This window comes from Undibacterium sp. Ji83W, assembly GCF_049340385.1.
In the GTDB taxonomy this organism is placed as follows: Bacteria; Pseudomonadota; Gammaproteobacteria; order Burkholderiales; family Burkholderiaceae_D; genus Undibacterium.
In genome coordinates this window covers 37,740-63,466 of sequence record NZ_JBMPOZ010000018.1, presented here as the reverse complement: position 1 = coordinate 63,466, position 25,727 = coordinate 37,740, and the positions used below count along the sequence as shown (strand labels likewise).

The 25,727-nt window shown below is 50.8% G+C and carries 27 protein-coding genes; 14 read left to right on the top strand and 13 right to left on the bottom strand.

The features are described 5' to 3' along the window. Positions 1–347 precede the first annotated feature (347 nt). Both ACO0LD_RS23680 and ACO0LD_RS23675 read left to right on the top strand, forming a co-directional pair. Entirely contained in the window at positions 348–575 is a 228-nt protein-coding gene (locus tag ACO0LD_RS23680) for a hypothetical protein (RefSeq protein ID WP_423010638.1), read from the top strand. A gap of 125 nt (positions 576–700) precedes the next feature. Continuing rightward, positions 701–1,138: an ExbD/TolR family protein gene (locus tag ACO0LD_RS23675; protein WP_423010637.1), complete on the top strand. Its 438-nt coding sequence runs from the start codon at positions 701–703 to the stop codon at positions 1,136–1,138. Between the two features lie 245 nt (positions 1,139–1,383). Here the strand turns inward: ACO0LD_RS23675 and ACO0LD_RS23670 are convergent, their stop codons facing one another. Continuing rightward, positions 1,384–1,836 (bottom strand): cache domain-containing protein, encoded by a 453-nt coding sequence (locus ACO0LD_RS23670; RefSeq protein WP_423010636.1) that lies wholly within the window; start codon positions 1,834–1,836, stop codon positions 1,384–1,386. A 289-nt stretch (positions 1,837–2,125) separates the two neighbouring features. Here ACO0LD_RS23670 and ACO0LD_RS23665 point away from each other — a divergent pair, with 289 nt between their 5' ends. After that, positions 2,126–2,743: a glutathione S-transferase gene (locus ACO0LD_RS23665; RefSeq protein WP_423010635.1), complete on the top strand. Its 618-nt coding sequence runs from the start codon at positions 2,126–2,128 to the stop codon at positions 2,741–2,743. A gap of 84 nt (positions 2,744–2,827) precedes the next feature. On the opposite strand, the gene ACO0LD_RS23660 is transcribed toward ACO0LD_RS23665, so the two are convergent. After that, positions 2,828–3,754, bottom strand: coding sequence for a TIGR02285 family protein (locus ACO0LD_RS23660; RefSeq protein ID WP_423010634.1), 927 nt, complete (start codon positions 3,752–3,754; stop codon positions 2,828–2,830). A 378-nt stretch (positions 3,755–4,132) separates the two neighbouring features. Beyond that, positions 4,133–4,975: an oxidoreductase gene (locus ACO0LD_RS23655; protein WP_423010633.1), complete on the bottom strand. Its 843-nt coding sequence runs from the start codon at positions 4,973–4,975 to the stop codon at positions 4,133–4,135. A 194-nt stretch (positions 4,976–5,169) separates the two neighbouring features. Between ACO0LD_RS23655 and ACO0LD_RS23650 the strand changes: the two genes are divergently transcribed. Continuing rightward, positions 5,170–6,093, top strand: a complete 924-nt coding sequence (locus ACO0LD_RS23650; RefSeq protein ID WP_423010632.1) for an AraC family transcriptional regulator — start codon at positions 5,170–5,172, stop codon at positions 6,091–6,093. Between the two features lie 167 nt (positions 6,094–6,260). Here ACO0LD_RS23650 and ACO0LD_RS23645 read toward each other — a convergent pair whose 3' ends face one another. Continuing rightward, on the bottom strand, positions 6,261–7,124 hold the full coding sequence (locus tag ACO0LD_RS23645) for a hypothetical protein (RefSeq protein WP_423010631.1): 864 nt from the start codon (positions 7,122–7,124) through the stop codon (positions 6,261–6,263). A 326-nt stretch (positions 7,125–7,450) separates the two neighbouring features. Between ACO0LD_RS23645 and ACO0LD_RS23640 the strand changes: the two genes are divergently transcribed. Together ACO0LD_RS23640 and ACO0LD_RS23635 are read left to right on the top strand one after the other, a co-directional pair. Further along, the gene (locus tag ACO0LD_RS23640) at positions 7,451–8,008 is read left to right on the top strand and encodes a hypothetical protein (RefSeq protein ID WP_423010630.1); all 558 of its coding nucleotides are present in this window, start codon (positions 7,451–7,453) and stop codon (positions 8,006–8,008) included. Between the two features lie 59 nt (positions 8,009–8,067). Continuing rightward, complete coding sequence (locus ACO0LD_RS23635) at positions 8,068–8,502, top strand: EamA family transporter (RefSeq protein WP_423010629.1); 435 nt, start codon at positions 8,068–8,070, stop codon at positions 8,500–8,502. A gap of 258 nt (positions 8,503–8,760) precedes the next feature. On the opposite strand, the gene ACO0LD_RS23630 is transcribed toward ACO0LD_RS23635, so the two are convergent. From ACO0LD_RS23630 to ACO0LD_RS23620, 3 genes are all read right to left on the bottom strand, one after another. Then, positions 8,761–9,780 (bottom strand): alpha/beta hydrolase, encoded by a 1,020-nt coding sequence (locus ACO0LD_RS23630; RefSeq protein ID WP_423010628.1) that lies wholly within the window; start codon positions 9,778–9,780, stop codon positions 8,761–8,763. Between the two features lie 610 nt (positions 9,781–10,390). Continuing rightward, a complete protein-coding gene (locus ACO0LD_RS23625; protein ID WP_423010627.1) occupies positions 10,391–10,846 on the bottom strand; it encodes a MarR family winged helix-turn-helix transcriptional regulator in 456 nt (151 codons plus the stop codon). 159 nt (positions 10,847–11,005) lie between these two features. Beyond that, positions 11,006–12,646: a methyl-accepting chemotaxis protein gene (locus tag ACO0LD_RS23620; protein ID WP_423010626.1), complete on the bottom strand. Its 1,641-nt coding sequence runs from the start codon at positions 12,644–12,646 to the stop codon at positions 11,006–11,008. A gap of 485 nt (positions 12,647–13,131) precedes the next feature. On the opposite strand from ACO0LD_RS23620, the gene ACO0LD_RS23615 reads away from it, so the two are divergent. The 4 genes from ACO0LD_RS23615 to ACO0LD_RS23600 all read left to right on the top strand — a co-directional run bounded on the left by ACO0LD_RS23615 (position 13,132) and on the right by ACO0LD_RS23600 (position 15,132). Then, positions 13,132–13,533, top strand: a complete 402-nt coding sequence (locus tag ACO0LD_RS23615; RefSeq protein WP_423010625.1) for a PRC-barrel domain-containing protein — start codon at positions 13,132–13,134, stop codon at positions 13,531–13,533. Between the two features lie 122 nt (positions 13,534–13,655). Further along, the gene (locus ACO0LD_RS23610) at positions 13,656–14,048 is read left to right on the top strand and encodes a PRC-barrel domain-containing protein (protein ID WP_423010624.1); all 393 of its coding nucleotides are present in this window, start codon (positions 13,656–13,658) and stop codon (positions 14,046–14,048) included. Positions 14,049–14,392: 344 nt separating this feature from the next. Further along, positions 14,393–14,797 (top strand): PRC-barrel domain-containing protein, encoded by a 405-nt coding sequence (locus tag ACO0LD_RS23605; RefSeq protein WP_423010623.1) that lies wholly within the window; start codon positions 14,393–14,395, stop codon positions 14,795–14,797. Positions 14,798–14,937: 140 nt separating this feature from the next. Continuing rightward, positions 14,938–15,132: a hypothetical protein gene (locus ACO0LD_RS23600; RefSeq protein ID WP_423010622.1), complete on the top strand. Its 195-nt coding sequence runs from the start codon at positions 14,938–14,940 to the stop codon at positions 15,130–15,132. 71 nt (positions 15,133–15,203) lie between these two features. On the opposite strand, the gene ACO0LD_RS23595 is transcribed toward ACO0LD_RS23600, so the two are convergent. After that, complete coding sequence (locus tag ACO0LD_RS23595) at positions 15,204–17,309, bottom strand: AsmA family protein (RefSeq protein ID WP_423010621.1); 2,106 nt, start codon at positions 17,307–17,309, stop codon at positions 15,204–15,206. Between the two features lie 176 nt (positions 17,310–17,485). Here ACO0LD_RS23595 and ACO0LD_RS23590 point away from each other — a divergent pair, with 176 nt between their 5' ends. After that, on the top strand, positions 17,486–18,022 hold the full coding sequence (locus ACO0LD_RS23590; protein ID WP_423010620.1) for a ferritin-like domain-containing protein: 537 nt from the start codon (positions 17,486–17,488) through the stop codon (positions 18,020–18,022). Between the two features lie 111 nt (positions 18,023–18,133). Continuing rightward, positions 18,134–18,436 carry a DUF883 family protein gene (locus ACO0LD_RS23585; RefSeq protein WP_423010619.1) on the top strand — a complete coding sequence of 101 codons (303 nt, stop codon included), beginning with the start codon at positions 18,134–18,136 and terminating at the stop codon, positions 18,434–18,436. A 115-nt stretch (positions 18,437–18,551) separates the two neighbouring features. On the opposite strand, the gene ACO0LD_RS23580 is transcribed toward ACO0LD_RS23585, so the two are convergent. The 4 genes from ACO0LD_RS23580 to ACO0LD_RS23565 are packed head-to-tail and all read right to left on the bottom strand — an operon-like array spanning position 18,552 to position 22,220. Next, entirely contained in the window at positions 18,552–19,229 is a 678-nt protein-coding gene (locus ACO0LD_RS23580) for an ABC-type transport auxiliary lipoprotein family protein (protein WP_423010618.1), read from the bottom strand. After that, positions 19,226–20,170: an MlaD family protein gene (locus tag ACO0LD_RS23575; protein ID WP_423010617.1), complete on the bottom strand. Its 945-nt coding sequence runs from the start codon at positions 20,168–20,170 to the stop codon at positions 19,226–19,228. The genes ACO0LD_RS23580 and ACO0LD_RS23575 overlap by 4 nt, the downstream gene beginning before the upstream one ends. Next, a complete protein-coding gene (locus ACO0LD_RS23570; protein WP_423010616.1) occupies positions 20,155–21,027 on the bottom strand; it encodes an ABC transporter ATP-binding protein in 873 nt (290 codons plus the stop codon). The genes ACO0LD_RS23575 and ACO0LD_RS23570 overlap by 16 nt, the downstream gene beginning before the upstream one ends. After that, a complete protein-coding gene (locus ACO0LD_RS23565; RefSeq protein WP_423010615.1) occupies positions 21,027–22,220 on the bottom strand; it encodes an MlaE family lipid ABC transporter permease subunit in 1,194 nt (397 codons plus the stop codon). The genes ACO0LD_RS23570 and ACO0LD_RS23565 overlap by 1 nt, the downstream gene beginning before the upstream one ends. A 582-nt stretch (positions 22,221–22,802) precedes the next feature. Here ACO0LD_RS23565 and ACO0LD_RS23560 point away from each other — a divergent pair. Further along, positions 22,803–22,949: a lmo0937 family membrane protein gene (locus ACO0LD_RS23560; protein WP_423010614.1), complete on the top strand. Its 147-nt coding sequence runs from the start codon at positions 22,803–22,805 to the stop codon at positions 22,947–22,949. 71 nt (positions 22,950–23,020) lie between these two features. After that, the gene (locus ACO0LD_RS23555) at positions 23,021–23,869 is read left to right on the top strand and encodes a YihY/virulence factor BrkB family protein (RefSeq protein WP_423010711.1); all 849 of its coding nucleotides are present in this window, start codon (positions 23,021–23,023) and stop codon (positions 23,867–23,869) included. 20 nt (positions 23,870–23,889) lie between these two features. On the opposite strand, the gene ACO0LD_RS23550 is transcribed toward ACO0LD_RS23555, so the two are convergent. Continuing rightward, on the bottom strand, positions 23,890–25,245 hold the full coding sequence (locus ACO0LD_RS23550) for a PQQ-dependent sugar dehydrogenase (protein WP_423010613.1): 1,356 nt from the start codon (positions 25,243–25,245) through the stop codon (positions 23,890–23,892). Positions 25,246–25,727: the final 482 nt, after the last annotated feature.

Here is a 25,727-nt window from a genome sequence, read left to right as displayed (position 1 = left end):
AAAACCCTGATACTTTCCATACAAGCTTTGCCGCAGCATCTTTGCATCAGCATCAAAGACATAAGTGGGCTACCAATATGAAATTTTCAAGCAAACTATGTTCGTGCTTGCTCTTGTGCGCACTCTCAAGCATCAACGCTAACGCTGGCAACAAATCGGACCCCGCTTTCTGCGAACAGCTAAAAGCATTTTCAACAGACTTGGCAATCGACCAGAGCCGCAGTGTCACCTTCTTTATCCGCAAAGTTGACATCCTCTCCTATCAAAAAGTATGCAAGCAGGACGCACCAGACGACAAAAGCCGCACATTCTGCAACTGGTTAAGTCAAAACAGCTCAGGCGAATTCATGGCAGCAAATATCACCAGGGCACTGTCATGCATGGCGGGAAGCACGAGCTTTTTTGGCAAAGCGATGGAAATTGAAGAACTCAAAGGTAAATTTACTGCTTATGAAGCTTTTCAGGACATGCCGGACATCATCATCAACTTCAAATACTCTTTTGATGCACATGCAAAAGAGGAAGAAAATTTTTTCACCATCAAGACACGCAAAGTAAAAATGGAAGCTGATTAAGAGCGACTCCTTCCCACAGTAGAGCAGGATGCACGTGGCTGTAGGCGTAATGGATACACCAGCTACTTGCATCCTGATCAGATTAATGTAATGCTAAGGCAACACACCGCCACCAGGATGCCATCATGGGGTTTTCTACTTCAGTCAAACAAGACCAAGACACTGATCGCTTATTGGGCATGAATATGACGCCATTTATTGGCGTCATTCTGGTTGTACTGATGGTATTGATCGCTGGCATTCCACGTCAGCGGGATATTTTGCTATGGAAATTGCCAACCCTGCTCAATGTCAGCTGCGACTGTATGGCAGAAATATCTTTTACAAAAATCACGATAGACTTTGATGACAGCATATTGTGGGATGGGCATGTGGTATCTCTTGAGGAAATGCAAACCCGCTTGTCGCAGATAAGCAAGACCGAAACGTTACCACCAGTGGTGTACTTGAAACCATCCTTCATGACCAGTCACGCGAGCCTGGTATCGGTTACCAATAGCATACAGCGTAGCGGAATAGACAGCGTACGTCTGGTGATAAGTGAGTTCAGGACAGTGTCGTAGGACCACAGGGCGCATTACAAGCACTACGTCCCTGAAACGGCGCAGTGCAACGCATCCTACGAGCCGTAAGCCACGTTGCAACGTGACTCAGAGATTGGTGATCAATTTCTTGTAGGGTGCGCCATGCGCAACAGAATTTCCATAGATATATGCAGAGAGCGGTGCGCATGGCGCACCCTACTGAATCACGGCATCTCCACCTGCACCCTCAGAACATAGCAAGACCGCAGGACGCATTGTCTGCATTAATTACCCTTATAAATCCCCGCTTCCAGCGTGTATTCGCCGCTGCGTACATAGTAAGTGGATTTGTTTTCCAGTTGCTTGGTGACGGGGTTATTGTAGCGGTAATCGACCCAGCCTTTACCCTTGGCTTTTGCGCCTTCGACAATCTCCTTGCGGAAGAATTTGCCGTCAGCATCTGGCAACACCAGCATGTTTTTTCCTACCAGCTTGGGATTGACGGGGTGAGCGAGAGTGGTGCCATCGAGGCTGCGCACGACCAGATAGAGGTCGCCTTTGATGAATTCCGGGTTTTTGTTATTGACTTCTTTGATGAGTGCTTCAACACTGTTTTTCTTGACATAGGCCAGTCCTTTTTCAACCATATCAATGGCATCAGCGGGGCTGTCGGCATAGGCATTCGGAACAATCATGGAACTTAACAAAGCCAGGAAAATCAGTGCGCGTCGCTTCATGGTGTCTCCCGATATGGTTATGGTGTTGGCTTAGTATATGCAAGAGGCATGGGTGAGACAAGATAAATTGATGCATGCCAATGACCATGTTTCATTTGCATCTGTACCACAAAGTAAATCGACAATGAGAACAGATCACAATTTTTCGTCAATTTGCAAAAAAAACGCGTAATCATGCCTGCAAACGCGAAAAAAAATCAGCTTTCCTGAATTAACATTTTTACTCAGACTGGTCATGCGACAAGCCTTTCTTAATCTATTCACTTCAATCAACTTCAGGAAGCACCTCATGCAATTACTCTACCAAACACATTCACCGTATGCGCGCAAAGCCCTGGTGTTTGCCCATGAAGCCGGTCTGGCCGGGCAAATCGAAGTCATCCACCATGAAACCAGCCCTACCAATCGCAATGAAGCTGTATATGCTCAAAACCCTTTGGGCAAGGTGCCAGTGCTGCTGCGACCTGGCTTGCCGCCGCTGTTTGATTCTGATGTAATTTGCGAATATCTGGATACCCTGAACGCGGGCAGGCCGTTGATTCCCCCACAGGGCGAAGCACGCTGGCATGCCTTGCGGGTGCAGGCGGTGGCCAAGGGCATGGCAGATTCTGGCATTGCCGTGCGCTGGGAAACCACGCGCCGCCCTGAGGCCTTGCGCTACCCTCCGCTGCGTGACGGACACACAGAAAAATTGCTGGCCAGTTATGACTGGCTGGAACAAGAGTTAGATGTGGATGGCCCAGTCCATGTCGGCCACATTGCGGTAGCAACTGCACTAAGCTGGCTGGAATTTCGTGAGCTACCCGGTTTCAGGGATCAACGCCCCAAATTGACAGCATGGTATGAGGCATTCATCACCCGCCCTTCCATGCTGGCAACGCCACTCTCTGGTGAAACACAGGACTAGACTAAAATTAGCTGGAATTGGCGAAATGAAGCTCTGTTAACGCCATTTGCTTGAATGCCGGATTGTAGCATTCTGCCAGCCTGACTATTTACGTACCCTGGGTTTGACAGAAAAAGCCTGATTAAATACCTGACGCGCCAATGCATGTGCATCTTCCGGCAGCCAGCCTTCATAATAAGAGGCGATTGCTTCCAGAATTTCACGACGTGCGAGGACGGCATTGGTCTGTTCTATGACCTGCTCGCCGAAGGGGCTCTTGGAACATGCAGCATAGCCCAGCAAAAAAGCGGGCTGTTCTTGCAGCGGATAAAATTTCAGGTCGACGAAATCAGCACTATCGCGGCTATTGAGGAAATTGGCTTCATACGGGTAGCCCAGCATCAGGTTGACACGGCCCATGGCATTCATCTGGAACAGGCTTTTTGCCGCATTCGGCGCGCTGTTGAGGAAGATGCTTTTCTTGCCTTTGTGAGCGAGTAGCAGTTCATCAACTGCTGCGCCATAACTGCGGCCGCTTTGTACGCCGACGGTCAGGACTTCATCTTCCAGCAGCTTGCTCAAGTTGAGTTTATCGCCCGCGCCCAGGTAGGGACGCAGTTGTGCAATCTGGGCACGCGGGATCATGGCACCGGGTGGTATCTGGGCAAAAAATGGAGTGGAAAAAACCATGGTTTTTTCGCGTTCGGCATTTTTAAACAGACCCAGGGCGCAGGCATTGCTTTCATCCTTGAGCATCAGTTCAAGGCGCTTGAGCGGGACATTGATGAATTTGTGCTGGTAGCCTGGCAAATTGGGGATGAGATGGCGTTGCAAGGCCAGGTCAACGATACCCTCGCCCTTGCCCGGCCCCTCGGGAATATACAGAGGGGGCAGCGGAAAGACATACCAGTTGATCTCGCTGGCAGCCTGACCAGCAGCCAGAATCATGCCACTGGCAAGCAGGCTGGCGGCCAGGGCAATACCCTTGATCCACTTTCCTGCACGCGCTGATAGATATGAAGCAAGCTGCATCCACCCTCTCCCTGGTCACTGTTACACGACAGCACAGTGCCAGTATGTCACATTTTATTGGCATGACAAAGTTGAAAGGTTTTTTCAGATAGACAGCGACATTTTTGCAGGGTGCGCCGTGCGCACCTTGCCCGGCTGAAAACTTAAAGACCACTCAACACAGAGACGCGGAGACACAGAGATGGCACAGTGTCTTTAACGGTGCGTACGACGCGCCCTGCTTGTCCGTCGCACACATACGACCTCCCAGAAAGCTTCTTCTGTTCTTGCTCTGTGTCTCTGTGTCTCCGTGTCTCTGTGGTGAGATTTTTGGTCTTTTTTAAAAACCATCATTAACAGCATGTAGTGGACAAAGCCTGCACGCTACCGCGATAAAGATTACGCAAAATCCCCATCAGTTGAGACTGACAACACCCGCCATTGCTGCAACTCTTGCTGATGTTTTTCCAGGCTGGCACCGACGATCTCTATGGCGTCTGAACCAGCCGCATAACGCAATGGTGGCTGGGCCATATTGCTGATGCTCACCACCGCTGCGCCGAGCTTGACGGGGTCACCGGCTTGCTGGTGGTTGTAGCTGGCATAGCTCTCGCGGCTGTTGATGCCACTATTGGCATAGTCGGCTATTGTCTTGTCGCCATAACGTACCGATGTCTGGTCGAGGAAGTCGGTGCGGAAGAAGCCGGGTTCGACAATAGTGATGTGGATACCGAAGCGTGCTACTTCCAGCGCCAGTGATTCTGAGAATCCTTCTATGGCAAACTTGCTGGCGCAATACACAGATGCACTTTCAAAACCGGCGATGCCACCTATCGATGACAGGTTGAAGATATGCCCGCGCCTTTGTTCGCGCATGACAGGCAAGACAGCGCGTGCCATGTTCATGCTGCCATAGACATTGGTATCGAACTGCTGGCGGATTTCTGTAGTGCTGATTTCTTCAAACAGGCCGAGTTGGCCGTAGCCAGCATTGTTGACCAGCACATCAAGACTGCCAAACTGGGCGCATGCTGCCTTGACTGCGGCTTGTGCCTGGGCTTCGTCGTTGACATCCAGTGTCAGTGCCAGCAGTTTGTCGCCATAGCTGGCAAACTGGGTTTGCAGTTTGCTGATATCGCGGCCAGTGACGACAACCTTGTCGCCGCTATCGAGTGCTGCCTTGGCAATGGCTGCGCCTATGCCACGGGTGGCACCAGTAATTAACCAGGTTTTTTGTTTCATGATTTAGCTTTCAGTGGTTGCCCGCGGTTTGCAGGAATGAAGCCATGATAGGTAAATAACGCCATGAACTGAATGCCGGAAACTTTCTGATTCTTGCCTAATCCTATTGCGGCATGCAAATGACCTCAGATTATTGCTATGATGAATGCCCATTCCTATTTCTATTCCTATTTCTACTCCCGCTCATCTCGCCTATGCAAAACAAGGACGACATCAACCAGAAGCTGGCAAGCATGGTAGCCAATATGGCACCGCAAGAAGGCTTTACTGCATCTGCCCTGGACTATGTGCATTTCATGCGCAGTAACCAGGCATTTAGCCGCACGCCTGTCATGTATGAACCCTGTATCTGCATCATCGTCCAGGGGCGCAAGCGTGCCTATCTGGGTGATGCGATGTTTGTCTATGATGCCCGGCAGTATCTGGTGGTATCTGCGCCCATGCCATTTGAAGCAGATACCGAGGCCACGCCAGATCAACCCTTGCTGGGCATCCATGTCGGCATACAGCAAACACTGGCGGCAGAGCTGGCACTGGCCGTTGAAGAGAGCCAGCTTGCACAGCCCGCCAGCACCGATGCCACAGCAGCCTTCATGTATGCCACACGGGTCGATGATACTTTGGCAGATGCCGCATTGCGTCTGCTGCAGGCTTTGGCGTCGCCGCTGGAAGCAAAGATACTGGCACCTGCCATCGTGCGCGAAATTTATTTCCGCATCCTCATGGGTGAGCAAGGTGCAGCCATGCGGGCAGCGCTAAGCCAGGGCAGCCATTTCCAGAAAATCACCCGTGCCCTGCGCAAGATACATGAGGGTTTTAGCGACAAGCTTGATGTCGATAGCCTGGCGCGTGAATCGGGTATGAGCCTGCCTTCCTTTCATCTGCATTTCAAGCAGGTGACCAGCACCACCCCTATCCAGTACATCAAGGCCATGCGCCTGCACAAGGCGCGCTTGCTGATGATACGTTCAGGCATGAATGCCTATACCGCATCAAACACCGTGGGATATGAAAGCAGCTCGCAATTCAGCCGCGAATTCAAACGCCTGTTTGGCCGCAGCCCCCTGGAAGAAGTCAGGCAAATGCGCACGGCTTTGTATATGCATGGGAGCGCCTAGCTGGGGGCGCCTAGCCGGGGGCGCCTAGCCGTGAGCACCTAGCCGGGGGGCCTGGCCAGGCGCACCCAGCCGGAAACGCCAGTGTGCATCAAGACTGCCCACATCTGTGCGCAAATGTCTAGGGCCACACTGCGCGACCGCAGACATCTTTTTTTCCTGATCAGGCACTACCAGGAACGTAAAGTCATGTTTTGCACATAGCAGTAATTGTCACCATAGTAGACAGGTGCAGACACCGTGTCATTGAGCCCACGCCGGTTGATCCGGCAGGCGCTCGCTTCCGGATTGGCGAACTGGATAAACGTGTTGGTGAATGTCACTTCGACGGCTGGCCTCAGGCCATACGACTCTATCATGAAAATATTGCGATTCTGCGATTGACCATGCAAGTCTATGTCATAGCTAACAGATTTTCCTGTCCGTACATTCTGGATGTATTGAGTCCATATCGTGCCGCGCAAATACATCCATATGTTCAATTGATCGCCGACATCGACTGCCATCGTTGAGCCACCCTGGCAACCTGTAAAGTTCGTCGCTTGCCCCACCGTGTTAACGTATTGTGCCGATATCCACCAGCTTGAATACGACACTGGCTGGTTTCCTGGCGCGCATGAACGACCCCAGGTGAGCACAGGCTGCAAAACGCCATTGTCGATAGGCATGTAGTTGGCTCCGCCTGGCTGCAGTCCGGGCCAGAGAAACAGTGTGCCTGTGGCTGGTGGCTTCGGCGGAACCGTCATTGAAGTGGACAAGTATACGACCCGGTTACTTGCACTGACATCGAGTTCGACAAAGCCGGTACCTAGCACCGTTTCGCGAGCAGTCGCCACAGCAGAACCAGCATTGGGTGGCGCAGGTGTATTGAGACTGGATGTACTGCCAGCCCCACCTCCACCACCGCAGGCGCTGAGCGCAAACAGGAGCGCCGAGCTTGCAAGATATCTATTTGAGCATTTTGCCAATTGCGCCACCAGATGCGCAACACTTGCTACGACTGCGTTTTTCTTCAACACTGTATGGTCCTTCATGTCTTCCTCCACAATTATGCTTATATTTTTTGATGTCAATTATTTCAAGCTTTACCGAAGATCTGTCGTATCGGTCTGCCGCAACTGACAAGTCGGCAGAGGATTACCTTAACAACGATGAAAAGGAGCGGTCTAGATGCATTTCAAGAGTGACCAATAGAAAATCGGCATAGTTAAATATTTGTAAATATGGGGGCAGTCCCTGGCGATGGAGACTGGCCAGTAAATCTCTCTCCCTTCAAGGGGAAGAAGCCAGTTCGCCTTGAATAATTTACAATGTAGAATAAAGCTTCCCCAGCCTGCCCATCTTCAGCAAGGAGTTTCCCATGACCATCACTGTCGTCAACAATACTGGCTACGAAGCTTTTTTTACCATCAGCAAAGGTGATCTCGTCATTGCCCACTGGACACGTCTGGGTGGAAACGGCAAGCTGGAAATCCAGACCGATATGATAGGTACCATCATCGCCAGGGCAAATTTTCTGAATACAGAATACGCCTCTGACAGGATGCAATTGAATGACACTGCTGCCTATGTCGCGCAGATAGACCAGGACCTGGAAAACAAATCCTATGTCTTGCGCCTGGTGGAAACAGGTAGCAGCAAACCGCCCTTCATGCAGCTATACAAGACCTGCACTCCGCCGGTCAGCTTTATCATACAAATGCATGGCTTGTTCGAGCAGGAAATCACCCAGGAGCGCGGCTTTACTGCATTGAATTTGCGAACCGGCCCCGGCTATACCGTGCAGGCTGTCATCAATGGCATCACCCTGGAACCAGTCGCATTCAGCGATGAGAGTACGACGATTACCGCGGCAACCGTGCAAAATGATCCGGTGGCTGGTTTTTATAAACTGGATGTTGTTGAATCAAAGACTTGATTGGCTTGATTGGCTTGATTGGAATGATTGTTGGCAAGAACAAAAACCAAGGATAATAAATGACGACATCAAACGCCTGGTTTTATTGGGCTGCACTGTCAGCCGTGTTTGCCGCCATGACGGCGATTTTTGCCAAGATAGGCATACAGGGGGTCGACTCTGACCTGGCCACGCTGATCCGTACTGCCATCATCATCGTGGTCCTGGCCTTGTTTGTAGCCTACACCGGCAAGTGGGCCAACCCGCTGGCGTTATCTGGCAAGACCTGGCTGTTTCTGACTTTATCTGGCCTGGCGACAGGGGCATCGTGGGTATGTTATTTTCGCGCCTTGAAGCTGGGGGATGCGTCCAAGGTCGCGCCTGTCGATAAATTCAGCCTGGTGCTGGTGGCGGTGTTTGCTTTTGCGTTTTTGGACGAACGGCCATCCTTGCGAGAATGGGCGGGCATAGGAATGGTGGCAGGCGGGGTTTTGTTGTTGGCGTTTAAGCGGTGATTAAGCGGTGATTAAGCGGTGAGTTTGTTGGTGTTTTTAAGAAAACCAAAAATCTCACCACAGAGGCACAGAGACACAGAGGAATCACCGAGGTTTTAAGGGGACGCTAGCAGCTTGTAGGTTGGGCTACGGGTTATCAGCCCAACACTGGGCCTATGATAAACGTATACGTTAGTCAACCGCCCAGTGTTGGACTGGTGAAGCGTAGCCTGGCGAGGCCCGGCCCAACCTACAGAATTACCGACGTTCAAATATCCCTTACTTCAAACTCGCCTTCAACTCCCCACCGGCCTGCGACATCGCCGAGCGCACTGCTGGTACCTTCGCCAGCACATTCAATAAACCAAAATCATGGATCATGCCCTTGTAGCGTACGGTCGTCACTTTAACGCCTGCGGCATCAAGTTTGCGGCCATAGGCTTCGCCTTCGTCGCGCAGGACGTCGAACTCTGCGGTTTGTATCAGGGTTGCTGGCAAGCCTGTCAGTTGCCCGGTCGTGGCGCGCAGAGGGGATGCGTAGATCTCCTGGCGTTTGGCAGCGTCTGTCGTGTAATTATCCCAGAACCATTTCATCATATTGCGGGTCAGGAAGTGGCCGTCGGCAAATTGCTGGTAGGAGTCATTATTGAAATCCGCATCCGTCACTGGCCACAGCAGGATTTGTGAACGCAGTTTGGGGCCGCCCTTGTCCTTGGCCATCAGGCTGACCACTGCAGCCATATTGCCGCCTACGCTATTACCTGCAACCGCCAGGCGGCTGCCATCGACCTGGATTTCCTTGCCGTGTTCGGCCACCCATTTAGTCGCGGCGTAAGCTTGTTTGATGGCGACGCCGTAGCCAGCTTCTGGTGATGGTGTGTAGTTGACGAAGATGGCGACAGCACCGGATTCTGCCACCAGGTCACGTACCAGTCTTTCATGCGTAGGATAGTCACCCAGCACCCAGCCACCACCATGGAAGAACATAAAACCCGGCAAAGTTTTTTTGACACCAGCGGGACGTACGATAGTCAGCTTGATGTCACCACCATCGACCTTGATGGTTTTTTCAGATACGTCGGCAGCAGGCAATATGAGCTTGACGCCAGCTTGCGCACCCACCAGTACGCTACGTGCATCGGCCACCGATAATTGTTCCAGCGGTTTGCCGCCACCGGCTTCCAGCGCCTGCAAGAAGGCTTGCGTAGTGGGTTCGACACCGGGGCTGCCTGCCGCAAAAGCATTGCTGACGGACAGGCTGATGGCAGTTGTAGCGAGGAGCGATTTCAAGTGTGACATGGTCATTTCCTTTTCATGTGATGGCAGCGTGATTACTGCCTTTAGGGGTGCTACAAAACAGGTTTTACTTCTGATCGCCGGATGGTTTTCTCCTGGCCGCTTATTGCATTTAAATATCTAACAATTAAATAGTGCGCTATATATTTACGACATTTCCTGAACGCAAAACGATGCACTGGACTAGTGTATGCTGTCTGTCTCCGCAGTTCATATGTAAATCCTTTTACGGCTTTACTTACCTTGGATTGCAAGATGAAGCATGGCCTGCGCCTGGTAGGGTGCGCCATGCGCACCATTTTCCGATGCATGTACCTGCTGCTATGTACGAAGCCTTTATCTCTTGAGCGCTTTAGAAAATCAGGGAGGTGCGCACAGTGCACCCTACCATTTTTAACGAAAATAAATACACCATTAAATAGCGCACTATATATTTCACAAAACTAAAAATACTAAAACTGCTCTCCTGCATGAATACACTTATACCAATTCCGACCTGGAATTTATGCCAGCCTGAGCTCGTAAGCTGCAGAGCAAAATTCATTACTCAAGACATATTGCTTAAGACATATTGTTCAAGAAAATAAGTAACTTAAGCACTCAGTCGTTCATCTCAAACATTCTTCATCAAAGCTGCACGCAGGGCCAATATCTCTTGCTTCAGATCGCGTGCCTCGTCGGCAGAACACTCTGTCGCACACAATACCGAAGTAGGCAAAGTCGCTGCCTGCTTGCGTAAATCACTACCAGTTTTGGTCAGCGAAATAATCACCTGGCGTTCATCTGCTGCTGACCTGATCCTGGTGACCAACTCCTGTGCCTCCATGCGTTTGAGCAAAGGCGTCAGTGTGGCCGAGTCGAGTATCAGGCGCTCGCCTATGTCGTTGACGGTCTGTTCATCCTGCTCCCACAAGACCATCAGCACCAGATACTGTGAATAGGTAATCCCCATTTGCTTGAGCAACTTGCGGTACAGCTTGTTCATCGCCAGTGAAGTCGAATACAGGGCAAAACAAAGCTGGTCACCCAGTTGCGGCGTTGGTGCAGTTTTATTGGTTGCGGTCTTCATGCTTTGCATTTTAAATAGCGCACTATTTATTTGCAAGCTATTTTTAAAATTAATTAATAACGCAGTAGGGTGCGTCGCGCGCACCGTCTCGCGTTTTCAGGGACATATACGTTTTGACACGATGGTGCGCACGGCGCACCCTACAGATTGTATCTAGAGTTACGGACGCACAAGACGCAAGTTGGGACGTTTGGGTAGCGCATTCTCAGGTGCAACTTTGCCGACAACTTGCAATTGCGTCTGCGGCCTATGTGTAGTACCCAGTTTGAAGCCACTACCGATTTGCGCCAGATGAGTTGCCTGCTGTTCCAGCAACTTGGTGGCGGTGGTGGCTACCCCCAGCAGGACTGCATCTTTACGGTTTGCATAGTCCATGTCACTGACGGCATGCTTGATTTGCCTGATGCTGGCTTCCTGTTTTTTGGCGGAGGTATTAATTTCTTCCATCAAGCTGTTGATGTCCTGCATGGCAGCGAGCATTTGCTCGGTGCCCACATTGCTCTGGCTGATCAGCTTGCTGCCGTCATCCAGTTTTTCACGAGATTCATTGAGCAGTTTTTTTACTTCCTTGACTGCACAGGCAACGCATAGTGCCAGGTCGCGCACTTCGGGTGCAATTGCGGTAAAGCGCTGCCCTGCATCAGATGCATTCGCGTCTTCTAACGTGGCCTTCAAGGTCAGGGTATCGATCTGGAAGACCAGCTCATCAATCACATGGATGTTGTCGAAAATTTTATCCGATGCCTGCCGGATTTGCGTCATGGCTGTCACTGCCCCACTGGCTGCCTGCCCGCTCTTTACGGCAAAGTCGCTGGCATCATCAACATGCTGCATGGCCTGACGTGCTTGCTCACCATTGTGACGCATCGCTGATGTCAGCTCTTTGGTGGCTAGCGTTATTTGTTTGTGCAAGCCAGTCTGCTGCTGTATGCGTGAAGACAAAACTATATTGTTACTCAGTATCTGGCCAGATGTCCTGGCGATGTTGCCGCTGTTCAGGCGCATGTCCTTGACGGCTTTTATCAGTCCGGTTTGCAGTTGCTGCAGGGAGGCTAGCAGACTGGCTTCTTCATGCACCACTGGCGTGATGCTGACATCGAGATCACCGTCAGCAATTTGCATGGCTAGCTGTGCCGCATAAGCTGGCTCGCCACCCAGTTGACGATACATGATATGGACAAGAAAATAAGCCAGCGCTGCCGCCAGTACAAGACCCAGGGCGATAGCTGCCAACATCAGATTACGCAATGCAGCATATCCGGCTTGAGCACTTTCATACTCTTTTTTTGCCAGGTCCAATTGCATGGAGCGCAAGCTATTCATGGCGCTGATGACGGGGTCTTTGAGCTGTTCTGCCAGCAGGCTGATTTCTTTGGCTTTTCTTGTGTCAGCGTCATGTAGAGCCTGGATGGCAGGCAGGGTCACGGCATGATCAAAACTGGCACGCAAATGTGTCAATTCATCCGCTTTTTTTCTCGTTTCTGTAGACATGGGCATAGCCACAAATTCTGTCCACAATTGATCTATCGCACGTTTGTCACGCTCTATCTCGTCTGCGCTTATCTGCAATTTCGCTGGTATGGGATCAGCTAATGCGGCCAGAATAGCGTAGCGATTGCTCGACAATAATTTGTCTATGCTGGTGATTTTTTCCAGGCCCTGAGTGTGCTCTTCATGGTGGTTTTTAAAACTCTGCTGTGAGGCCCTCATCGCATACAGCCCTGTCAGGCCGACCAATATCATGAATGCGCTCATGATGCCCATTACGAGCATGAATTTGGTTTTCAGCATTGTCTTCATCGCCCTGCCCCAATCATCAATCTTTGCAAATTAGGACTTACTCAAAACCGCCCCAGCTGCGTTGCAGCTCCTAGCCGTACTTAAAGTACTGTCTTCGTCGCTGCGCCTTGCTGGGACAATTTTGCGTAACTCCTATAAATAAATAAAATAGCAAAAACGCATCAGGACACAACACCTGCCGCGTTTCTTTCGCCTTGATAGATATGAAGGTATAGGATAATTGCCGGATGGAAAACCAAATTTAGCAATGTTTGACGGTCAGTAATATGAATTCACATTCATATTGAAATGACATTGGCTTGCTAAGTAACTCAAACGCGTAACTCAAACGCGTGGCGCAAACGGCAGGCGCAATCTCCCCGGACAGGCAAGCTGCTTTCATATGCGCGCTATCTTCTAAAAATTTCTTGCTATGTGTGTTATCTAACTGTTCAGGTCAAGTTGAACGCGCATGCTATATCCTCCATTCACTCTGAGGATGCATCATGATTGATAATACTTACGACACTTACGTCCCTGATCCTTCCAATAATCATCACAAAGGCCCCGGTCCTGATTTGATAGGCGCAAGCACTCTTACTGGTGACCAGCTTGTCAACCATGCTGGTGAGCATCTTGGCAACATCAAAGAAATCATGTTGAACACGCGCACAGGCAGTATTGCCTATGCCGTTGTCGCGCATGGCGGCGTTCTGGGTATAGGCGAAAAACTGTTTGCCGTACCATGGTCATTATTGAGCCTGGACACAGTAAACAAATGCCTTGTTCTAGGCATAGCAAAATCATATTTTGAAAATGCCCCGGGTTTTGACAGCGAAAATTGGCCGGATATGGCAGATCAGGCATGGAGAGATTCCGTACACAGTTATTACACAAAAAACCTGTGAATACCGTGAATGCGTGGGAAAAATGATGGCAAAAATAAATCCTTGTTATGTGTGTTATCGAACTGTTCATATCAGTTTGAGCGCGCATGCTCAGGCCTCCACTCACCCAGAAGGACAAGATTATGTTAGATACTACTTATATCCCTATTGAACCAGGCAATGGTCACAAAGGCCCAGGCCCTGAACTGATGGGTGCCAACACTCTCACTGGCGACAGTGTTGTCAACCAGGCTGATGAAAGTCTGGGTGACATCAAAGAAATCATGCTTGACATGCGCACAGGTCGCGTTGCCTATGCTGTCGTGGCGTTTGGCGGCATCCTGACCATAGGTGAAAAACTGTTTGCAGTACCATGGTCAGCACTGACGCTGGATACTACTAACAAACGCTTTGTGTTGAATATAGAAAAAAGCCGTTTTGAAAATGCTCCCGGCTTTGACGCTGATCAATGGCCAGATATGGCAAACCAGGCCTGGGCAGATTCCATACACAGCTACTACGGTCTGACAGTATGAAGGCATGACGAAGCGCTGCAACAGCAGATTACGAGCGTCAGGATGACGACCCTGATCTATGAACAGCAGCATTTCGTTTTTGTAGATGATGAGTAGAACACATTGGCGTTGCAAGCTCAGTCTTTCGCAGCGCCATTTTTTTGAAAAATTAAGACCTGCATTACTTCATCACAAGAGATAACAACTGGGATAAATATCCTCCCCTCCAGTTCCCACCAGAACCCTATGTTCTGTTCTCTACCCCATTCCAGCCCGTGCGAAGTTTACTTCATGTGTACGCTATCGAACTGATCAGCTTGATTACGGCGCACATACTGAAGCCTCCAACTCTATTGAAGGAAAAGATGATGATTGATATTAATTCCAACATTTATGATACGGGCCCGGGCAACAATGCTCACCAGGGGCCAGGCCCTGAGGTGATGGGTGCACGCACTCTGACGGGTGACAATGTCGTCAACCATCTGGATGAACACTTGGGTGAAATCAAGGAAATCATGCTCGACATGGGCACAGGAAAAATAGCCTATGCGGTTGTTGCTCATGGTGGATTGTTGAGCATAGGCGAAAAATTATTTGCCATACCCTGGTCAGCCCTGACGCTGGATACAGTCAATAAACGTTTCATCCTGAATATAGAGAAAAGCCATTTTGAAAGTGCCCCGGGCTTTGATCCTGATCAATGGCCAGACATGGCAGATGAAATCTGGGTAGATTCTGTACTTACCCATTACGGCACAAAAACATGAACAACTGTGGCCAAGAATTAATGGACTGCAAATAGACAGTATCATTTTAAAAAATTAATCGGCGCTGCAAAAACACATACACGGTGCCAGTTTCAAAGCAAGATTTCAGACAATATTTACAGAGAGCAAGGAGAAATATCATGGACTACACAGAAATGCAATTTGCCTTCAAGGTATATGAAAAGGCCCTCAACAAACGCAGCCGTCATTTGTTCCGCACACCAGAACCAGTACGTGAAGCGGAAGAAGCAAAGTACACGCTGCAAATGGCAGTCAATGAAGTGCTTGCCGAGACACGTGAAGTAGCGACCATGATCAGGACCAGTCGATATTGATGGCAATACCTGTCATCAAAAATATCAGGAAATTTCAGGAATATCAAAAATAGCAGTCTTTAAAAAGGCTGCTATTTTTTTCCGGCTTTCAACAAGTTGCCACAACCACTAGGTTGATCAGGCCCGGTATTCACCAATGGCAGCAAAGCCGCGAATGGGCTCAGCAGTGCCAGGCCTATCGCACCACCGGCACGCAAGGCCATCACGCCTTTATCGATTGATATCTGGGGATGTAAGAATGTCCCGCGCACATACAGTGGCGCACGCAAGGACAGTACGCGCAAGCCTTTGCTATTGGGCTTGATGGTCAGGTTCAAATCTTCCTTCTGCATATTGATACTGCCTGTGATGTCTATCAGCGCTTCGTCAGTATCAATCAAAAAACTGCGTGCATTCATTTGCCCGTTGGTAACCGCAAAATCTGCCAGCATGCAATTCAGTTTGACCTGTTTATCGCCGGACAAACGGGTCAGGATGACATTGCCGATATTCAGTCCCATTTCTTCCAGCAAGAGCTTGCTGACTGAACCATGGTCTATCATGCTGCTCAATTCACCATTGGATGAACCCAGCAGGACAGCCACAGAATTACCGGTAGCGGTGAGGTTTGCATCTGCATTGATCTCGCCCACGGTCAACTTTGATGCGGCAAGTGTGGGTATGAATTTTTGCAATTGTACATGTCTTGCAGTAACCCGCATTTTTGCATGGATGGCTTGTGCCTGGACTGCATCACTATCTTTATCCTTGCTGTTATCCTTGTCTTTATCCTTGCTACTGCCTCCACCATTACCATCCAGTGTGATATGTGCCTGCAGTTGACCACCAGCCAGCTCGAAACTCAATGGCAACATGGTGATCACGCCATCTTTCAAAATCAGCCTGGTTTGCAGCTTATGTATGGGCAGTACTTTTTCACGTATCAGTTTGGCGGCACTTAAATTCACGTCTGCATCGATGCTGCGCCAGCGCTCGGTACGAAAGGCTTCTACTGGCAAGAGTTTGTCACCTGGTTGTACCGCAGTTGTACCGCGTTTGAGTTTGTTGGCATTGGAATCGGCACCGACCAGCGGGGCCAGATCGGCAGATTGCAATACTTCAGAACTCATATTGCCTTGCAACAGAGGGCGCAACTTGTCCGCTTTTCTGGTTTTATAATCCAGGCTGCCAGACAGGTCGCTGGAGCCGACCTTGCCGGTAAATTTTTCATACTTCCAGTGATTGTCTATCTTGCCGAGAGTGGCACTAAGATGGCCTGCGGTGCTAAAGGCGGGCGTTTCAGGCAAGACTATGCCGGTTAAGGGATACAGCCGCGCCATGCTGTTACCTGATATTTGCAAACGCATGTCTACTGCAGCCAGCTCGCTGGGCTTGGTGACACTGCCTTCAACGCTCACTTTGGTTTGCCCCATTTGCAATTGCGCCATGATGGGGAAAGGCTGGATCTGGTTTTGCAAGCTCAGGATGGCTCCGGCCTTGCCGCTGCCAGTAATGGCTTCACCATGCAGTTTCCCCTTGAGCTTCCAGCTGATGCCGTAACTGGCTTCGGTAGTCAGGCTTTCTATATCTGCCGTGATGTCGGCATGCCGGATGGCGTCAATATAATGCACTTGCCCCTGGCTGAGTACCAATCTTCGCAATTCCAGCCGCCAGGGTGAAGACGAAGTGCTTTTCTTGAAGGTCCAGTTATTTGTGCCATCAGCAAAGCGCTGCAAAGACAGGCTGCTGTCCTGGAAACGCAACAAGGGTATCTCCAGCCTTTTTTCCAGCAGGGCCAGCGGGTTCAGCGAAAAAGACACTTCATTGATATGTGCCATGTCTTCTGGTGGTGTCACTGTCTGGACGGAGGCGGAAGCAGGTACAGAGGCAGGTTTTGTTTCTGGCATGCCCGCTGGCTGGCCGATATGGATATCCTGCGCCAGCAGATGTGGCCACGGAATTTGGCCGCGCCAGCCAGTTGCCGTTTCTGGACCACTGAGCGGTTTTTCCCAACTCAGCGCCAGATTGCCACGTATGCTGAATGGCCGCCCCAGGGCTTCGCTAGTGCGTTCGTTAAGCCAGGGCTTGGCGCGGTTCCAGTCCATATTGAGCAAGATCACCGCACAAATGGCTGTCAGGCTGATGATGCCAAGCACCAGCCAGAGACTGATGCGCAATATTTTATTGTTGGGTTTCATGAATATTGATTTGCTTTTTATTGCCAGCCTATAGCCTACTGCAAAACTATATTGCTCTATGTACGCCAGCGTACTGACGTCATTTTTGGCCAGGCATATAAAGGAGGCTGAGAAGCCTGGATGAATAAAATCGTCCTTCTGAATTCTCTCTATTTTAATTTAACCGGAATATCATCATGCATGAAGTCAATAGCAATCTCCGCAATGGCATGGACACTGCTGCCATCCGCGAAGCAGCCAAAAATCTTGATGACGGTGCTGTCACCGCAGGTTATCAAGGCAACCGCGAAGAAGTCATCGATATGCTGAACGGCGCCCTGGCCACCGAACTGGTCTGCGTCTTGCGCTACAAGCGTCATTATTACACAGTGTCTGGCGTGCACAACGGTCCTATCAAGGCAGAATTCCTGGAACATGCGATGGAAGAGCAGGCACATGCCGATTTGCTGGCAGAGCGCATCGTCCAGTTGAATGGCAAACCAGACTTCAACCCGGCTTCACTGACTGCGCGCAGCCATGCTGAATATGATGATGCAGAAGATGTACGTGCGATGCTGAAAGCCAATTTGATAGCTGAACGTGTGGCCATAGAATCGTACAGGCAGATGCTGGCAAAAATCGGCGACAGTGATCCGACCACACGGCATATGCTGGTGGGGATCATGGCGAAGGAAGAGGAACATGCGGATGATATGAGGGATTTGCTGGCTTAAGAACAAAGGCAACACCAACGCAGTAATCAGTTTCAAAAACAGTTCTAAATGCAGCTTCAAAAACAGCTTCAAAATTTGTAATACCCACCCCTACACTGAAAGGTAACGATCATGCTCGAATCTGATTTCAAATCTGTCAATAAAGACATCAAAGTATTACTCAAAGATGCGCAGGCATTGTTTAATGCAGCCGCTGCCCTCACTGGTGAAAAAGCCGATGACATGCGTGCCCGCGGGATGAAGATGGTCGACTCAGCCATGCAGATGACGCAGGATGCACAGGCATCAGTGGTCGCCACTGGCAAGCAGGTCGCAGAATCTACCGATGCTTATGTCAAGGATCATCCCTGGAGCACCCTGGGCGCTGCAGCAACTGTAGGCTTGCTGGTGGGCTTGTTGTGCTGCCGTAAATAAGTAAACTACCAAGCAAACTACGAAGCAAACCACGAAGAAAACGATGCAAACTATCGTAGTAAGCCATGAGGCTTGCTACGATAGGGATAGAAAGAAAACTGAAGCAGCCCTGATATCAGGGCTGCTTTTTTCTTGCCTGCGCTGCTAGTGTCACTTGCTCTACACAAAAAACCCGCAATTGCTGCAAGATCTGGGCCACTGCCTGGTTGCTGGCAAGAACGCCGCCATAGGCATCTTCACTGGTGGCAGGAATGCTGATGCTGAATTCGCGCCAGGCGATGATCTGCTGGTTTTGCCTGTCTGATAAATGGGCGCGCAGTTTGAAGTGAATACGGCTGGGGATGCTGCTGAAGTCTTGTTGCAGGCTGAGTATTTCCAGATCCAGCCTGTATGTAGTCAATACAGCGCTGGGAGCCTGCAAGACGACCTTGAAGACGCCACTGGATTCCAGTGCAGTGGCAACCAGGGGCATGAGCATGGCAGCGGGTGGTTTTTGCCACTGGCTTTGCTGGAATTCTTCAATCTGGTATGGCTGGCGCATGAAGAGCATGCGGCTGGTGTCAAAACCGGCAGCAGCACGGATATTGCCAACCAGGATGCTGGCCGTGGCAGTAGCAGGTGCTGGCGAACTGCCGGGTGCGACTGCATCCAGTCGGTAGACTGCCATTGGTGGCACATTGGCAGGTTGCAGGGCTGAACAGCCAGTGAGTGTTGTTGTAGTTGCAATTACCAGTGCGGATATCAAACTGGCCGCGCTCAGTTGCGTTGAAGACTGTTTCAATAACTGCTTCATGGTGTGACTCCTTTAGTTTCACCCGGCCCTGCCGGTGGGGTTTGTCGCCCTCTGATCAGGCTGCTGGGATTGTGCTCTGTCTGTTCTATGAGACGGGTCATGGAGGCTGACAAGGTCGTCAGTTCTGCCATCAGCCTTTGCAGTTCTGGCAGGGTATCACTGCTCAACTGGCGCACGCCGCCACCCAGTTCATCAGCAGTTTTTCTGGTGCTGTCACTGGCCTTTCCAGCCTTTTCTGCCATGCTTGCCACTGCGTCGGCGCTCTTGCCTATACGCTGGAATAAAACATCAATTTTGGCACTGGCCTGGGCAGTATTCGTAGTAGTGATCGCGGCATTGCTGATGGCCACGCGCATGGCATTTTTCTGCGAGGCCAGCGTGTCCATGACGGTGGAGGTGTCACGTAAAATCTTGCTGAAGGCGGCACGGTTTTCATCATTCAGGATGGCATTCACATTGGCGGCAGTACGATCGAGATTAGCCAGCACTGCGCTCAGCACATTTTCCAGCCTGGCACTTAAAGATGGTTTGGTCGGTATCTGTGGATAAGGCTGGCCTTCTGTCGCTTGCAAGAGTGGCGCGGTCGGTGACCCACCGCTTAACTCGACATAGGCGATGCCAGTCAGCCCCTGGGTTTTCAATACTGCCTGGGTATCAGTCTTGATGGGTGTGCCAGTGATAATGGAAAATACCAGCCGCACCTGTTGCGGATTGCTGGGGTCCAGACTGATGGTGCGGACCTTGCCGACATTCACCCCCTGGTATTTGACTGGCGCGTCCAGATTCAGGCCCGCCACGGATTCATTGACGACAGATTGATACAAAGTCGTTTGCTGGCGCTTGCCCAGACCGACTGACAGCCACAATACCGCAGCTACCAGCAACGCGCCCAAGGCCAGCACAAAGGCACCGACAGCAGCATAATTTACTTTGGTTTCCATGGATTTTCCTGTGTTGCTTTGATTTCATGTTTTTCATTTGCTTCATTTTCTTGATTTTGCCCGGCTTGTTGCTGCGCGGCCCTGCCGCGTGCACCATCAAAATAAGTACGGATGACGGGGTGCTGCAGCTTCGACAATTCTTCCATGCTACCCACCGCCAGCACCTTGCCCTCGCCCAGCACTGCCACCCTGTGGGTGACTTGCCATAACAAATCCAGGTCATGGGTGATCATCACGATGGTGGGCTGGTATAACGTATGCAGGTGACGCAACAAGGTATCCAGGCCGGTGGCACTGGCTGGATCAAGCCCGGCAGTCGGCTCATCAAGAAACAGGAGTTCCGGGTCCAGTGCCAGCGCTCTTGCCAGTGCAGCGCGTTTCAACATGCCGCCGCTTAACTCTGCCGGATACAACCCAGCTGATTCTGGCTTGAGGCCACTGAGCGACAATTTCCAGGCGGCGATGTCATTAATACTGGCTTCATCCAGGTCACTGTGCTCGCGTAATGGCAAGCCTATGTTTTCTGTTACTGTCAGCGTGCCAAACAAGCCGCCTTTTTGAAACATCACGCCGCAACGCTGCCGTAAGGAACTGGCCTGCTCATCGCTGATGCCTGCCAGATCACAACCGAGTACCTTGACCGTACCGGAATCCGGCGTATGCAACAAAATCATTTCGCGCAGCAAGGTCGATTTGCCAGAACCACTGCCGCCGACGATCGCAAAAATCTCGCCACGGCGTATCTGCAAGTCCAGCCCCTCATGCACCACCTTGTCGCCAAAGCGGGTGCAGACTTGCTGCATTTCGATAGCATAATCGTAGCTCGCAGCCTGTGGTGTGGACTGAGTTTCTGTCATTACAATCCCAGCAAATTGAAGATGACAGAGAACACCGCATCCAGCACGATCACGATAAATATCGCCTGCACTACACTGCGCGTGGTTTGGCGGCCTACACTGTCGGCATTGCCCTTGGTTCGAAAACCCTGGTAACAGCCGATGATGACAATCACAGCAGCAAACACCAGCGATTTACCCAAGCCTATAAGCAGGGTCTTGACAGGGATTTCTGTGGCAAAGCGAGTCATGAATTCATGTGTACCCACGTCCAACTGGCTACTGGCCATCAGCATGCCACCCGTGACACCAACCAGGTCAGCAAACAAAGTCAGTAGCGGCAGAGCCAGCATCAGCGCCACCAGTTTGGGCAGCACCAGCAATTCTATGGGCTTGATGCCTATGGTTTGCAGGGCATCGATTTCTTCTGTCACCACCATGGTGCCTATCTGTGCCGCATAGGCAGAACCGGAACGACCGGCGATGATGATGGCGGTGATCAGCGGTGCAAATTCGCGCAACATGGCATAGCCAACCAGTTCGACGACAAAGATGTTCGCGCCGTAATGCTTGAGCTGGTCTGCGCCCTGATAAGCGATCACGATACCCAGCAAGAATGAGGTGACACCGACGATGGGCAGCGCTTCAAAACCGGCCACCTGGATATTGTGCAAGATAGTGCGGCCACGCCAGCGGCGCGGATGTGTAAACAAACCCAGCAGACTGACGGCAGTTTCACCTATGAAGCTCAACAGCGCCAGATTGTCTTTGACTACGGCTACACTGGCCTTGCCGATTTTTTCCAGCATGCCCGGGGTTTTAATGAGCGGGGCCGCATCATGCGGCAATTCACCAAGTCCATCCAGCATTTGCTGATATTGCGCAGGCCAGCCTTGCATCTTCAGTTGCACACCGCTGTCACGCAATTTCTTCAGGCGCGACTGCAAGACCCAGGCGGTGATACTGTCAATCTTTTGTATTTGCTGGCCATCCAGTTCCACTGCAGCTGGATGCCGCATCAGCAGGGAATCCAGCTGACGCATGACATTGCCTAGCTGGCAGACTGTCCATGTACCTGAAAATTGTAATACACCCGGCGTAGTCTGTTTAATGCTGGCAGGCATGGGGGCTGCATCATTGGCAGCCTTGGGACTGGTAACTTTGCTTGCTACATGAGCGACAGGTTTGATGGGGCTGGCGGGGACGACGGGCATGATGATTTATTATTGGATGCACATGCTGACTAGCTTGCCGCTTTATTGGGGCTTGATCTGTACGCTGGCGTACCAAGTTTTGATGACACTGTCTGGTGCAAGCGCGGTTTCATGAGGCTGGTTCGAACTTGTCGAACAGGTATCAGTTTGTCCGTACATCGCATAGGCCGGGATTAAACAAAGCACTTACACAAAACCGCTCCAGCGACCCGGTACTGCATATTCATGCAAGTACCTTGTGGGCCACCGTATTGTGCCGGAGCGATTTTGCGTAAGTGCTCTGTTGTTGCGTAAAGTTACAGACAATTCCAGGGTAAAAATGTGCCAGTAAGATTTGGCTTACATTTATTTTGGCCGTTTTCCTGCCCGACTTCCGTGCGGTGGCGAACAGACGCTTATTTGCCGCTCCATCAGGATACAAGCGTACTTTAGATAAAGCGCATTTGTTGATACGGCTTACTGACCAAGGTAATAATTGCAAGACAATAATTGCAAGGTCATCAGAGTAAATCTGAGCTTGTCAGCATCTCTTAAACCCTGAGCGCAACTCTAATGATTGCGCATTTTAAAGAAAGAAAAATCATGCTCTATACCATCGCTGTAATCTTACTTGTCATGTGGCTGCTGGGTATGGTGTCGGCTTACACCATCGGTGGCTTTATTCATATCCTTTTGGTGATCGCTATCGTCATGATACTGGTCCGCGTGATACGCGGCGAACGACTCTGAAGCCTTTGCTGTCTACACTCGGGGCGCTGCTGAAACGTGGCATCGCCTTGCCTTTGCTGCTGCCGGAAATCATCCGCATTTTGCAGCGCACCCTGAGTGAATGGCTACGCCACCGTGCTGCCAGCAAGGGCGCGGCGCTGGCCTTTTACACACTGTTTTCCATGGCACCCATCCTGGTGCTGGTATTGGCTATCGCCGGTTTTTTTTATGGCAAGCAAGCCGCACAGGGACAGTTATTCCATCAATTGCAAAGTCTGGTCGGGCACACCAGTGCCGAGGCCATACAGGCCATGCTGGCGGGTGCGCGTAATGAAGATGAAGGCCGCCTGGCCACCATCATTGCCAGTGTGCTGTTACTGGTTGGTGCCACCAGTGTTTTTGCTGAACTCAAGGAAAGCCTGGACGAAATCTGGCAAGTGCCGCATCAGACCGATAGCAGCATCTGGCATTTGCTGCGCACCCGTCTTTTATCCTTTGGCCTGATCCTGGTGCTGGCATTTTTAATGCTGGTGTCACTGGTGATCAATGCCGTGCTGGCCGCACTGGAACATTACTGGAGCGGCAGCCAGCTTGCCGTTTCCCTGGTATTTCTGCCTTTGTCCGCCATGGTCGGCTTTGCGGTGATTGCTTGCCTGTTTGCCGTCATCTTCAAGATGCTGCCGAAAGTGCGGCTGTCATGGAATGATGTCTGGGTGGGCGCGCTGGGTACGGCCGGCCTGTTCCATGCCGGTAAATTTGCGATTGGTTTATATATAGGCAATAGCGGCGTGGCCAGCAGTTTTGGTGCGGCAGGATCAATGATCGCCATTTTGCTGTGGGTGTATTACTCAGCCCAGATATTTTTGCTGGGAGCAGAATTTACCCGTCAGTATGCTTATAGTCTGGGCAGCCTGCAAAATGAAAGCAGGATGCCACCTTGATTCCATGGTTGGTCGCCAGGCTATTTTGCCGTTACCCGCCAGATGATATTGCCTACATCATCTGCCACCAATACCGCACCAGCAGTATCTACTGCAACACCAACGGGACGCCCCCTGGCTTTACCGTCTGCAGTTAAAAATCCTGTCAATACATCTTGTGGCGCACCGCTGGGCTTGCCATTGGCAAACGGGACAAAGATGACTTTATAGCCGCTATGCGGTTGCCGGTTCCAGGAGCCGTGCTGTCCGATAAATGCGCCGCCAGCATAGCGCTCGGGCAGTAGTTTTGCGCTATAAAATGTCAGGCCCAGCGATGCCGTATGCGCACCCAATGCATAGTCGGGGGCGATGGCATTGGCGACCAGATCAGGTCTTTGTGGTTTGACGCGCACGTCCACATGCTGGCCAAAATAGCTATAGGGCCAGCCATAAAATGCACCATCCACGACTGAAGTCATGTAGTCGGGGACCAGGTCATTGCCGAGTTCATCCCTTTCATTGACTGCTGCCCACAAGGCACCGCTTTGTGGCTGCCAGGCCAGGCCATTGGCATTGCGCAAGCCGCTGGCAAATACGCGCATGCGGCCAGTGGCGATCTCTATCTCATGGATGGCGGCACGCCCCACTTCTTTATCCATGCCATTTTCACCGACATTACTGTTAGAGCCGACCGAGACATACAGACGCAAACCATCGGGGCTGGCGACCAGATCCTTGGTCCAGTGATGATTGATTTTACCGGCGGGCAAATCAACCAGCTTGATACCGGGCGCGGTGATCTGGGTTTGCCCGCGCTGGTAGGGGTAACGCATGATGGCATCGGTATTGGCGACATACAGATAATCACCTACCAGCGCCATGCCAAAGGGTGAATGCAAACCTTGCAGGAACACCGAGCGCGTTGTGGCCTTGCCCTGGCTATCCATGCCACGCAATAGCGTGATGCGGTCAGCACTTTTTACCTGGGCACCGGCAGATCCCTTGACCATGGACTCTACCCATTTCTTGACGCGCTTGATGCCACTGACGGTGTCATGCACCGCAGGTGCGTTGCTTTCTGCCACCAGCACATCGCCATTTGGCAAGACATTCAACATGCGCGGATGATCCAGACCTTGTACATAGGCAGAGATGGCCAGACCATCGGCGGCAACTGGTTTTTCCCCTTCGGCCCAGCCTATGGCCTTGGCGATATTCACGGTCGGCAATAGTTTTTTTTCTGGCTCAGGCAAAGCTGGCTGGCTGCCAAAGCCAGGTGTGCCTGTGGGTGGACTTGTCGGTGCGTCTGTAGGTGCGTCTGACAGCGCAGGTGCCAGCATGCAGGCCTGCAAACTTAAAAACATGCAGCCTTGGATGAGGTGTTTGCTGGCTTTCATTTTGCTGGCACCTCCATAAGGATATAAAGAGCGCCAGCGGCTGGTAATGCGTCAGCGTCCCGACTGTGCAATTCGGCAAGGTGGACTATGGTTTCAATTTCATCAGGTTTCATCTATCTCTCCTTGGCTGGACTATCAAAGCACTCACGGTGAATAGAGATACACCTGTCCAGGCAGAAAATATGTACGACAACCCACATTGATAACATTTTTACAAAATTTATTGAAAATTGCAGATGCGGAAAATTGATATGCGGCAAGCTTCTGGCAGTCCAAAAACCTATCTAAATAGCAATTGTTTTACACTAAATTCTAGGGTGGTACTGAATATCAGTACGCAAACTTATAACTAGTCTCATTCCGAAATATTTACTTACAAATGATCTTGCTCTATCACTTGATTGATATTGTTAAAAAATGTGAACTTGGTAATATTGCTGTTGGTTAATAGATTCACAGATGGTGACGCACCTGCATTGGTG

Coding starts and splice junctions, on each gene's coding strand:
- ACO0LD_RS23640 (WP_423010630.1), top strand. CDS start 7,451: ATGACCATCACTGTCGTCAACAATACTGGCTACGAAGCTTTTTTTACC.
- ACO0LD_RS23665 (WP_423010635.1), top strand. CDS start 2,126: ATGCAATTACTCTACCAAACACATTCACCGTATGCGCGCAAAGCCCTG.
- ACO0LD_RS23680 (WP_423010638.1), top strand. CDS start 348: ATGGCAGCAAATATCACCAGGGCACTGTCATGCATGGCGGGAAGCACG.
- ACO0LD_RS23655 (WP_423010633.1), bottom strand. CDS start 4,975: ATGAAACAAAAAACCTGGTTAATTACTGGTGCCACCCGTGGCATAGGC.
- ACO0LD_RS23590 (WP_423010620.1), top strand. CDS start 17,486: ATGCATGAAGTCAATAGCAATCTCCGCAATGGCATGGACACTGCTGCC.
- ACO0LD_RS23575 (WP_423010617.1), bottom strand. CDS start 20,170: ATGGAAACCAAAGTAAATTATGCTGCTGTCGGTGCCTTTGTGCTGGCC.
- ACO0LD_RS23630 (WP_423010628.1), bottom strand. CDS start 9,780: ATGTCACACTTGAAATCGCTCCTCGCTACAACTGCCATCAGCCTGTCC.
- ACO0LD_RS23565 (WP_423010615.1), bottom strand. CDS start 22,220: ATGCCCGTCGTCCCCGCCAGCCCCATCAAACCTGTCGCTCATGTAGCA.
- ACO0LD_RS23645 (WP_423010631.1), bottom strand. CDS start 7,124: ATGAAGGACCATACAGTGTTGAAGAAAAACGCAGTCGTAGCAAGTGTT.
- ACO0LD_RS23670 (WP_423010636.1), bottom strand. CDS start 1,836: ATGAAGCGACGCGCACTGATTTTCCTGGCTTTGTTAAGTTCCATGATT.
- ACO0LD_RS23635 (WP_423010629.1), top strand. CDS start 8,068: ATGACGACATCAAACGCCTGGTTTTATTGGGCTGCACTGTCAGCCGTG.
- ACO0LD_RS23600 (WP_423010622.1), top strand. CDS start 14,938: ATGGACTACACAGAAATGCAATTTGCCTTCAAGGTATATGAAAAGGCC.
- ACO0LD_RS23550 (WP_423010613.1), bottom strand. CDS start 25,245: ATGAAAGCCAGCAAACACCTCATCCAAGGCTGCATGTTTTTAAGTTTG.
- ACO0LD_RS23595 (WP_423010621.1), bottom strand. CDS start 17,309: ATGAAACCCAACAATAAAATATTGCGCATCAGTCTCTGGCTGGTGCTT.
- ACO0LD_RS23650 (WP_423010632.1), top strand. CDS start 5,170: ATGCAAAACAAGGACGACATCAACCAGAAGCTGGCAAGCATGGTAGCC.
- ACO0LD_RS23625 (WP_423010627.1), bottom strand. CDS start 10,846: ATGAAGACCGCAACCAATAAAACTGCACCAACGCCGCAACTGGGTGAC.
- ACO0LD_RS23610 (WP_423010624.1), top strand. CDS start 13,656: ATGTTAGATACTACTTATATCCCTATTGAACCAGGCAATGGTCACAAA.
- ACO0LD_RS23675 (WP_423010637.1), top strand. CDS start 701: ATGGGGTTTTCTACTTCAGTCAAACAAGACCAAGACACTGATCGCTTA.
- ACO0LD_RS23580 (WP_423010618.1), bottom strand. CDS start 19,229: ATGAAGCAGTTATTGAAACAGTCTTCAACGCAACTGAGCGCGGCCAGT.
- ACO0LD_RS23560 (WP_423010614.1), top strand. CDS start 22,803: ATGCTCTATACCATCGCTGTAATCTTACTTGTCATGTGGCTGCTGGGT.
- ACO0LD_RS23620 (WP_423010626.1), bottom strand. CDS start 12,646: ATGAAGACAATGCTGAAAACCAAATTCATGCTCGTAATGGGCATCATG.
- ACO0LD_RS23570 (WP_423010616.1), bottom strand. CDS start 21,027: ATGACAGAAACTCAGTCCACACCACAGGCTGCGAGCTACGATTATGCT.
- ACO0LD_RS23585 (WP_423010619.1), top strand. CDS start 18,134: ATGCTCGAATCTGATTTCAAATCTGTCAATAAAGACATCAAAGTATTA.
- ACO0LD_RS23605 (WP_423010623.1), top strand. CDS start 14,393: ATGATGATTGATATTAATTCCAACATTTATGATACGGGCCCGGGCAAC.
- ACO0LD_RS23660 (WP_423010634.1), bottom strand. CDS start 3,754: ATGCAGCTTGCTTCATATCTATCAGCGCGTGCAGGAAAGTGGATCAAG.
- ACO0LD_RS23615 (WP_423010625.1), top strand. CDS start 13,132: ATGATTGATAATACTTACGACACTTACGTCCCTGATCCTTCCAATAAT.